This is a genomic window from Streptomyces niveus (assembly GCF_001723055.1).
In the GTDB taxonomy this organism is placed as follows: domain Bacteria; phylum Actinomycetota; class Actinomycetes; order Streptomycetales; family Streptomycetaceae; genus Streptomyces; species Streptomyces niveus.
The window spans coordinates 1-9,389 of the sequence record NZ_MDCR01000155.1; the positions used below are offsets into that span (position 1 = coordinate 1).

Here is a 9,389-nt window from a genome sequence, read left to right on the forward strand (position 1 = left end):
GAGCTCAACGAAGCCCGTCCGACGGAACGCTTCAGCACCGCCATCCGGCTGCTGTCCGGACGGGCTTCGTTGAGCTCGTCCTGCCTGCGGAGCCACATCGGTACCAAGTAGGCGGCCCAGGCCCCGACGATGACTGCGTAAATGAGGCCGCTGCTGCTCACGGTTCACACCGTAGAGGTGTTCGCGCGAGGGGATCCGCCAATTGAGCCGGTGTGTCGCACGATCTGGCTGATATCACTGACTTTTTTTGTGATTGTTCGGATCGCCCGATGGTCGGAAGGCGATCAATTTCGAACGCTTGTTTTATTTATGGGGAGTGCCAGGTCGTGCCTGGTGCCAGCGCTGGAGAAGTCCCTCCGGCACTTCCTCGGCCGTGAGCGCGAAAACCAGATGGTCCCGCCAGGCGCCGTCGATGTGCAGATAGCGGGGGCGGGTGCCTTCGTCGCGGAATCCGAGTTTCTCCACGACGCGGCGGCTCGGCCCGTTCTCCGGGCGAATGCAGACCTCGATCCGGTGCATCCCGACCATGCGGAAACAGTGGTCGACGGCGAGTGCCACGGCCGTCGGCATGACGCCGCGCCCGGCGACGTCCCGGTCCACCCAGTAGCCGACATGCCCCGAGCACATGGAGCCCCAGGTGATCCCGGCCACCGTCAACTGGCCGACCAGGCGCCCCTGGTACTCGATGACGAACGGCAGCATCCGCCCCGCGTTCGCCTCGGCGCGCAGATGACGGACCATCTGCCGGTACGTGGGGCGCTGGGCGACCGGCGCGCCGGGGGGAGGCGGCGGGATCGTCGCCTCCCAAGGACGCAGCCATTCGCGGTTGCGCCGGTTCACCTCGCGCCAGGCCCGTTGGTCGCGCAGCTTTATGGGGCGCAGGACCACATCGCCGTCCACCAGCGCCACGGGCCAGAAGGGGTTCATCCGTCGGTACGGGGGTGATCGCCGCCGTGGATCTGGTCGACGGCGTGGACGAGCAGCCGGTCGAGGACGGCGAGCCCGTCCCGTACACCGCCGGAGGACCCCGGCAGATTGACGATCAGGGTCCGGCCCGCGACGCCCGCGACGCCGCGCGAGAGCGCGGCGGTGGGGACCTTGCGGGCACCCTCGGCGCGGATCGCCTCGGGGATGCCGGGGATCTCCTGGTCCAGGACGCGGCGGGTGGCCTCGGGGGTGCGGTCGGTGGGCGAGACGCCGGTGCCGCCGGTGGTGAGGATGACGGCGTACGAGGCGGCCACCCCGTCGCGCAGGGCCTGTTCGACCGGGTCGCCGTCGGGCACGACCAGTGGTCCCTGGACGGTGAAGCCCAGTTCCGTCAGGGCGCCTGCGATGATCGGGCCTCCGGTGTCCGCGTACACGCCGGCCGCCGCGCGGTTGGACGCGGTGACGACCAGCGCGCGGTACGGCTGCCGTGCGCGCGGCGAGGCCGTCCGGGTGCCGCTGTCGGCGGGATCGCTCATGCCGTGCCTCTCTCCGCTGTCCCGTTCGGATGTCCGGGTCCGTCCGGTGCCGGGCGGGTCCAGTGGCCGGACCTGCCGCCGGTCTTCTCCTCGACCCGTACGTCCGTGATGACCGCGCCCTTGTCGACGGCCTTCACCATGTCGACCACCGTCAGCGCGGCGACCGAGACGGCGGTCAGGGCCTCCATCTCCACGCCCGTGCGGTCGGTGGTCTTCACCGTGGCCAGGATCTCCACCGCGTCGTCGGCGACGGCGAGGTCGAGCGTGACTCCCGAGACGGCGAGCGGATGGCAGAGCGGGATCAGGTCCGGGGTCTTCTTCGCGCCCATGATGCCCGCGATACGGGCCGTGGCCAGCGCGTCGCCCTTCGGGACGCCCTCGCCGCGCAGCAGTTCGACCACACGCGGCGACACCAGCACCCGGCCGCTCGCGCTGGCTGTGCGCGCGGTGACCTCCTTGGCGGAGACGTCGACCATACGGGCCGCGCCCGCCTCGTCGATATGCGTCAGTCCGGCTGGTCGAGAAGGTCCGGGGGTCTCCCCCCGGGTAAACGCAGTCATCGCTGTGGCGCTCCCGGTCCGGGCCCGGCGGGGCCTGTTAGGCAGGACACGCTACCGCCACCGGGCGGCCGTCAGCCGAGCAGCACCACGTCGACCTCGCTTCCGGGCTTCACCGAGGTGGCGTCCTCGGGGACCACGATCAGCGCGTCGGCGTGGGCGAGAGCGGCGACGAGATGGGAACCGGCGCCGCCGACGGGGGCGGCCGAGCCCGTGTCGGCGTCGTACGTGGCCCGCAGGAACTGGCGCCGGCCGGCCGGGGACGTCAGGGCCTTGTCGGCCTCCAGGGTCGCGCGGACCGTGGGGCGGTGGACGTCCTGGCGGCCCATGAGCGCGCGGATCGCGGGGCGTACGAACAACTCGAAGGAGACGTACGACGAGACGGGATTGCCGGGGAGGGCGAGCAGCGGGGTGTGGTCGGGGCCGATCGAGCCGAAGCCCTGGGGCTTGCCCGGCTGCATCGCGAGCGTACGGAAGTCGATGCCGCTGCCCGGCTCGTCCTCGTCTCCTACGGAGGACAGCGCCTCCTTGACCACGTCGTACGCCCCGACGCTGACGCCGCCGGTCGTCACGAGGACATCCGCGCGGATCAACTGGTCCTCGATGGTGGCGCGCAGGACGTCCGCGTCGTCGGTGACCGCGCCGACCCGGTAGGCGATGGCGCCCGCGTCGCGGGCGGCGGCGGTGAGCGCGAAGCTGTTGGAGTCGTAGATCTGGCCCTGGCCCAACGGCTCGCCCGGCTGGACCAGTTCGCTGCCGGTCGACAGGACGACCACGCGCGGGCGGGGGTGGACCCGGACGGTGGCGCGGCCGATGGCGGAGAGCAGGCCGATCTGCGGCGGGCCGAGGATCGTGCCGGCCTCCAGGGCGAGGTCCCCGGCCTGGACGTCGCTGCCGCGCGCGCGGACGTGGGCGCGGGGCTCGACGGGGCGGTACACCCGGACCTCGCCGCTCGCGCCCTCGGGCGCGGAGCCGGCCGGGCGCATGGAGGTGGCGGCTCCGCCGCCCGTACCGCCGTCGGTCCATTCGACGGGGACGACGGCCTCGGCGCCCGGCGGGAGCGGCGCCCCGGTCATGATCCGGGCGGCCTGGCCGGGGCCGACGCGGGGCAGCGAGTCGCCGCCAGCGGCGACGTCGCCGATGACGGTCAGGACGGCCGGGAACTCCTCGTCGGCGCCGGCCACGTCGGCCGTACGGACCGCGTAACCGTCCATGGAGCTGTTGTCGAACGGCGGCAGGGCCACCGGCACCGTGATGTCCTCGACCAGGACGCAGCCCTGGGCGTCGGGCAGTTGCAGCTCGATCGGGTCGAGCGGGCGGATCGTGGCCAGGATGTCCGCCAGGTGCTCGTCCACCGTCCAGAGCCGTCCTTGGCCCGCGACGGACGCCGGTGCCGGTGTAGCCGTACCGCTCAAGGTGCTACATCTCCTCGTTGACGTAACTGCGGAGCCAGGCCCGGAAGTCGGGGCCCAGGTCTTCACGTTCGCACGCGAGTCTGACAATGGCACGGAGATAGTCGCCGCGGTCACCCGTGTCATAGCGGCGTCCCTTGAAGACGACACCGTGGACCGGCCCGCCGACCTTCTCGTCGGCGGACAGCTGCTGGAGCGCGTCGGTGAGCTGGATCTCACCCCCGCGGCCGGGCTCGGTCTGGCGCAGTATCTCGAAGACGGCGGGGTCGAGGACGTAACGGCCGATGATGGCGTAATTGCTGGGCGCGTCCGCCCGGTCGGGCTTCTCGACCAGGTCGTGCACCTTGACCACGTCGCCGTAGGCGGTGGGCTCGACGGCGGCGCATCCGTACAGATGGATCTGGTCGGGATCGACCTCCATCAGGGCGATGACACTGCCGCCCTCGCGCTCCTGGATCTCGACCATGCGGGACAGCAGCGGGTCGCGCGGGTCGATCAGGTCGTCTCCGAGGAGTACCGCGAAGGGCTGGTCGCCGACGTGCGGGGCGGCGCACAGGACGGCGTGGCCGAGACCCCTGGGGTCGCCCTGGCGGACGTAGTGCATCGTCGCCAGGTCGCTCGACTCCTGGACCTTGGCGAGGCGTTCGGTGTCCCCCTTGCGGGAGAGCACCTCCTCCAGCTCGTAATTGCGGTCGAAGTGGTCTTCCAGGGGGCGCTTGTTGCGTCCGGTGACCATGAGAACGTCGGAGAGCCCTGCCATCACGGCTTCCTCGACCACGTACTGGATCGCGGGCTTGTCGACGACCGGCAGCATCTCCTTGGGAGTGGCCTTGGTGACAGGCAGGAAACGTGTGCCGAGGCCGGCGGCGGGGATGACAGCCTTGCTGATCCTGGGGGGCGACTGAGTCATGGTGAGAACCATATCCGCCATGGATGAGGGGAAGATGTGGCTCCGGTTAACTTTCCCTCCATACATGCGCATACGAGAGATTTGCGAAGTCCATTGAATGACGACATGTCAGGAAAGCCCGCGCTTCGGCGGGAACTCCTTGCCGCGCGGCGCCTGCTGTCCGAAGAGGACGCGCGGAACGCCTCCGCGGTTCTCGCCCGGCGGGCGCTGGAACTGCCCGAGATCGCGGAGGCCCGGACCGTCGCCGCGTACGTCTCCGTAGGAGGCGAGCCCGGCACACGGGCGCTGCTCGACGCGCTGCGGGAGCGGGGCGTACGGGTCCTCCTGCCGGTCCTGTTGCCGGACGACGACCTGGACTGGGCGGCGTACGAGGGGGCGGAGCGGCTGGTGCCCGCGGGGCGGGGGCTGCTGGAGCCGGACGGCGCGCTGCTGGGCGTGGACGCGGTGCTCCAGGCGCGGGTGGTGCTGCTTCCGGGGCTCGCCGTGGACGGGCGCGGGATGCGGCTCGGGCGGGGCGGCGGGTCGTACGACCGGGTGCTGGGCCGGCTGGAGAAGGCCGGCGCGGGGGCCGCTCTGGCGGTGCTGCTGTACGACCACGAGGTGGTCGGGCGGGTCCCGGAGGAGCCGCACGACCGGCCCGTGCACATCGCGGTGACTCCGGGCGGGCTCAAGCGCTTCGAGAGCGCCTGAGCCCTCTGTGGCGGGCCGGGGAAGCCCCGGTCGGGGCTCCCCGGCCCGCCACGGGGTGCCTACGGCGCGAGCGTGAGGGTGTCCCCCGTGTTCTTCTCCACGGCTCTGCTGCTGAACGGCCAGTCGAGCAGCTCGCCCTTGGCCCATTTCTCCGTCTGGTCGGTGTAGTTCGGGCTGTACGCGTGCCCCGAGGCGCCCGTCAGGTTGATCCAGCGGGACTTGTCCCAGTCGCCGACGTTGACCACCATCCGCATGGACGGCACCCACATGACCTCGTAGCCGCCGGCCGCGTTCCAGCCGGTGGCGTTGACCGCGGCCTCGCCGCCGCCCAGGTTCCACGGGCCGCGGTTGAGCAGGGTCTTCACGATGCCGGGGCCCTCCGTACCGAGGGTCTGGTTCTCCAGGTTCAGCTGGTGCAGCCGGCCCCAGCTCCAGGTGGAGACGTCCTTGCCGAGCTCGGCGGTCAACTCCCAGCGCGCGTCGGTGAGGGCGCGGAGCAGGAGTTCGTCACGGGTCTTGGCGGGGCCCTGGAGACGGGTCTTCGGGGCCTGCCACCACTCGTTGTCCTCGTCCTTGAGGATCTTGCGGGTGATCTCGAACCAGCGGTCCCCGCCGTCGGGCTGCGCCGAGTCCGCGGAGCGCCGGCCGCACTCGCGTACCAGCTCTTCGAGGTCGTCGGCCGGGCCCGTGCTGTCGGCGGGGCGCACGTTGAGGCACTCCCCCTCGACGCGCATCTCCTTGGGAAGCTTGTTCCCGAAGGCGAGCTTGAGGACGTTGCGCCAGACCGCGTTGAAGTACGCCGCCGCCGCCGAGTCCGGCTCCTGGGAGTAGTCCCAGCCTTCGAGGAGCTTCTGGGCCTCGCGGATGGAGGGGTCCGAGACATCGATCTTCAGCAGGTACGGCATGAGCAGCGTGGCGATCTCGCTGCGGTTGTCGGTCTGCATCGTGCGCATGTCGTCGGTGGAGATCTTGCCGCCGTCCTTGATCTTCGACTTGATCAGGTCGTTGATCCGCTGGCTGCGGGCGCCGTACCCCCAGTCCTCGGTCATCGGGTACGGGTAGTCGTCCTTGTCGATGACGGCCTGGTTCGCGGTGACGATGTAGCCGCGCTTCGGGTTCTCCTCGTAAGGAAGCTCGTCGAAGGGGATGTAGCCCTCCCAGCGGTACTTCGGGTCCCAGCCGGGGGCCGGCAGTGAGCCGTCGCCCTCGGCGCGGATCGGGATCCGGCCGGGCGCCTGGTAGCCGATCGTGCCCTTGGTGTCCGCGTAGATGAGGTTCTGCGAGGGGACCTCGAAGTTCTCGGCCGCCTTGCGGAACTCCGGGAAGTTCTTCGCCTTGTTGAGCGCGAAGACGGCGTCCATGGACTTGCCCGGCTCCAGCGCGGTCCACTGGAGGGAGACCGCGTACCCGTCACCGCGGTCGGGGGCCGCGTTGGTCACGGGGGCCTTGTCGCCGACCGTACGCAGCTGGCCGTCGCGGTCGGAGACCACCGGGCCGTGCTCGGTGGAGCGGACGGTGATGGTCTGGCTCTTGCCCCCGGCGACCTTGATCGTTTCCTGACGGGTCTTGAACTTCTTCTGCTCGTTCCCGTACTGGTAGGTGTCGCCGCTGACCTTCTCCAGATAGAGGTCGGTCACGTCGGCGCCGAGGTTGGTCATGCCCCAGGCGATGTCCTCGTTGTGGCCGATGATGACGCCCGGCATTCCGGCGAAGGTGTAGCCGGCCACGTCGTACTGGCAGTCCTTGGTGGAGCTGCGGCAGTGCAGGCCCATCTGGTACCAGACGGAGGGCAGTTGCGGCGCGAGGTGCGGGTCGTTGGCGAGCAGCGGCTTGCCGGTCGTCGTGTAGTCGCCGGAGATGACCCACGAGTTGGAGCCGATGCCGCTGCCGCTGGGGCCGAGGAGGGCGGGGATCTCGTCGAGGGTGCTGGAGAGGGCGTCGAGCTGGGACTCCAGACCGTCAACAGCGCCGCCGGGGTCGGTGCCGGTGCCGGTCCCAATGCCCGTGCCGGTGCCTGTTCCCGTACCGGTACCTGTTCCGGTGCCCGTACCCGTACCCGTGCCGTCGCCCGTCGCGTCGCCCGGTTCGGCCTTGGGGTCGAACTCCTCCGCGAGCGGGTCGACCGCGCCCTCGGTGACGATCGGCTGGTTCCTGCTGTACGGATACGACGGATACAGGTCCTTGATCTGCTTCTCGTCCATCCTGCTCGTGAGCAGCGAACGGTCGATCTCGTCCTGCATGTTGGAGCGCAGGTCCCACGCCATGGCCTTGAGCCAGGCCACCGAGTCGACGGGCGTCCACTTCGCCGGCTTGTAGTCGTTGACGAAGTTCAGCGCGGCGTACTCGACGGAGATGTCCTTGCCGTCGCGGCCCTTGAGGTAGTCGTTGACGCCGTCCGCGTACGACTGGAGGTTCTTCTTCGTCTCGTCGTCGAGCTTGTCGTCGTACTCCTCCTGGGCCACCTGCCGCCAGCCCAGGGTGCGCAGGAACTCGTCCGTCTCCACCTGCTCCTTGCCGAACATCTCGGAGAGCCGGCCGGACGTCATGTGACGCCGGACGTCCATCTCCCAGAAGCGGTCCTGCGCCTGGACGTAGCCCTGCGCGCGGAACAGGTCGCGGTCGGTGTTCGCGTAGATCTGCGGGACGCCGTAACTGTCGCGCTTGACCTCGACCTGGCCGTCGAGCCCCGGCAGGTTGATCGTGCCGGTGGTCTGCGGGAGGGAGGCGCGCACGGTGCTCACACCCCAGTAGGCGCCGTAGCCAACGCCTCCAACCAGCGCCAGCACCAGGACGATCACGACAAAGCGGGCGCGTCGCCCCTTCTTTTTGGTGGCGGGGGGCGTTGAGTTGGCGGGCATCGCTGTCCTTCGAGGGGCAGGGTGGTCCTGGAATGCTGCAGCAACCATAGGCGCAGCGCTTCACCCGTCCCGACGCGGTGTCACTAGTAAGACCGGGAGGGCGACCCGGACCGCGACCCGGCGGGACTCCTCGGACGATCACACAGGAAATCACGCGATCGATCGCACGAACGATCGATCGCGTCAAGAAAACGTTAAAGATTAGGTAAGGTAACGAAGTGCCTACTGCCGGAGAAACGATCCGGTGTGCGCGAGGGGAAGGATCGGCCGCTGACTGTCCACCAGCTCAATGAACTCCTGCTCATCTGCTCGCTCGTGCTGCTGATCGCAGTCGCCGCGGTACGGATCTCGTCCCGGAGCGGGCTGCCCAGCCTGCTGCTCTACCTCGGCATCGGCGTCGTCATAGGCCAGGACGGCATCTTCAACGTCAAGTTCGACAACGCCGAGCTGACGCAGGTCATCGGCTACGCCGCCCTGGTCGTGATCCTCGCCGAGGGCGGTCTCGGCGCCAAGTGGAAAGAGGCCAAGCCCGCGTTGCCGGCCGCCGTCGCGCTGTCGACCGTCGGTGTCGCGGTGAGCGTGGGCGTCACCGCCGCCGCCGCGCACTATCTCGTCGGTCTGGACTGGCGGCAGGCGCTGATCATCGGCGCGGTCGTCTCCTCCACGGACGCCGCCGCCGTCTTCTCCGTACTGAGGAAGATTCCTCTGCCGTCGAGGGTGACGGGCGCGCTGGAGGCGGAGTCGGGCTTCAACGACGCCCCCGTGGTGATCATGGTGGTGGCGCTGTCGACCGTCGGACCGGTGGAGCACTGGTACGTGCTCGTCGGCGAGATCCTCCTGGAGCTGGCCATCGGCGCCGCCATCGGGCTCGCGGTCGGCTGGCTGGGCGCGTTCGGGCTGCGGCATGTGGCGCTGCCGGCCTCCGGTCTGTATCCGATCGCCGTGATGGCCATCGCCGTCGTCGCGTACGCGGCCGGGGCCATGGCCCACGGCAGCGGGTTCCTCGCGGTGTATCTGGCGTCCATGCTGCTGGGGAACTCCAAGCTGCCGCACGCGCCCGCGACCCGTGGTTTCGCGGAGGGGCTCGGCTGGCTGGCGCAGATCGGCATGTTCGTGCTGCTGGGGCTGCTGGTGACGCCGCACGAACTGGGCGACGACTTCTGGCCCGCGGTGATAGTGGGCCTGGTGCTGACGGCCGTGGCGCGGCCCCTGTCCGTACTGGTCAGCCTCGCGCCGTTCCGTATCCCCTGGCAGGAGAAGGCGCTGATGTCGTGGGCGGGCCTGCGTGGCGCCGTACCCATCGTCATGGCGACCATCCCGATGGTCTCGGGGATCGAGGGCAGCCACCGGATCTTCAACATCGTCTTCGTGCTGGTCGTCGTCTACACGCTCGTCCAGGGGCCGACGCTGCCCTGGGTCGCCGGGAAGCTGCACCTCGGCGACCCCTCCGAGGCGGCCGACCTCGGGGTCGAGTCGGCGCCGCTGGAGCGGCTGCGCGG

Annotated in this window: 9 protein-coding genes; 2 read left to right on the plus strand and 7 right to left on the minus strand. The window is 69.9% G+C overall.

The features are described from left to right. From BHU15_RS42360 to galU, 6 genes are all read right to left on the minus strand, one after another. Positions 1-161 (minus strand): SepX/GlpR family protein (locus BHU15_RS42360; RefSeq protein ID WP_497210035.1); only part of this gene is annotated, 161 nt, incomplete at its 3' end. Positions 162-303: 142 nt separating this feature from the next. Further along, positions 304-927, minus strand: a complete 624-nt coding sequence (locus BHU15_RS19295; RefSeq protein ID WP_069628325.1) for a GNAT family N-acetyltransferase — start codon at positions 925-927, stop codon at positions 304-306. Next, on the minus strand, positions 924-1,463 hold the full coding sequence (locus tag BHU15_RS19300; protein ID WP_069628326.1) for a MogA/MoaB family molybdenum cofactor biosynthesis protein: 540 nt from the start codon (positions 1,461-1,463) through the stop codon (positions 924-926). The genes BHU15_RS19295 and BHU15_RS19300 overlap by 4 nt, the downstream gene beginning before the upstream one ends. Beyond that, positions 1,460-2,023 carry a cyclic pyranopterin monophosphate synthase MoaC gene (gene moaC / locus BHU15_RS19305; RefSeq protein ID WP_069628327.1) on the minus strand — a complete coding sequence of 188 codons (564 nt, stop codon included), beginning with the start codon at positions 2,021-2,023 and terminating at the stop codon, positions 1,460-1,462. Before moaC ends, BHU15_RS19300 begins: the two co-directional genes overlap by 4 nt. Positions 2,024-2,094: 71 nt before the next feature. Continuing rightward, positions 2,095-3,435, minus strand: coding sequence for a molybdotransferase-like divisome protein Glp (glp, locus tag BHU15_RS19310; protein ID WP_069628328.1), 1,341 nt, complete (start codon positions 3,433-3,435; stop codon positions 2,095-2,097). A gap of 4 nt (positions 3,436-3,439) precedes the next feature. Continuing rightward, a complete protein-coding gene (gene galU, locus BHU15_RS19315) occupies positions 3,440-4,342 on the minus strand; it encodes a UTP--glucose-1-phosphate uridylyltransferase GalU (RefSeq protein ID WP_031231176.1) in 903 nt (300 codons plus the stop codon). A gap of 93 nt (positions 4,343-4,435) precedes the next feature. On the opposite strand from galU, the gene BHU15_RS19320 reads away from it, so the two are divergent. Continuing rightward, positions 4,436-5,032 carry a 5-formyltetrahydrofolate cyclo-ligase gene (locus tag BHU15_RS19320; RefSeq protein ID WP_438284969.1) on the plus strand — a complete coding sequence of 199 codons (597 nt, stop codon included), beginning with the start codon at positions 4,436-4,438 and terminating at the stop codon, positions 5,030-5,032. A 59-nt stretch (positions 5,033-5,091) separates the two neighbouring features. Here BHU15_RS19320 and BHU15_RS19325 read toward each other — a convergent pair whose 3' ends face one another. Continuing rightward, positions 5,092-7,890 carry a penicillin acylase family protein gene (locus BHU15_RS19325; RefSeq protein WP_069628330.1) on the minus strand — a complete coding sequence of 933 codons (2,799 nt, stop codon included), beginning with the start codon at positions 7,888-7,890 and terminating at the stop codon, positions 5,092-5,094. A gap of 246 nt (positions 7,891-8,136) precedes the next feature. Between BHU15_RS19325 and BHU15_RS19330 the strand changes: the two genes are divergently transcribed. Then, positions 8,137-9,389: potassium/proton antiporter (locus BHU15_RS19330; RefSeq protein ID WP_255293149.1), on the plus strand; the 1,253-nt coding region annotated here is incomplete at its 3' end.

Coding starts and splice junctions, on each gene's coding strand:
- BHU15_RS19295 (WP_069628325.1), bottom strand. CDS start 927: ATGAACCCCTTCTGGCCCGTGGCGCTGGTGGACGGCGATGTGGTCCTG.
- BHU15_RS19300 (WP_069628326.1), bottom strand. CDS start 1,463: ATGAGCGATCCCGCCGACAGCGGCACCCGGACGGCCTCGCCGCGCGCA.
- moaC (WP_069628327.1), bottom strand. CDS start 2,023: ATGACTGCGTTTACCCGGGGGGAGACCCCCGGACCTTCTCGACCAGCC.
- galU (WP_031231176.1), bottom strand. CDS start 4,342: ATGACTCAGTCGCCCCCCAGGATCAGCAAGGCTGTCATCCCCGCCGCC.
- BHU15_RS19325 (WP_069628330.1), bottom strand. CDS start 7,890: ATGCCCGCCAACTCAACGCCCCCCGCCACCAAAAAGAAGGGGCGACGC.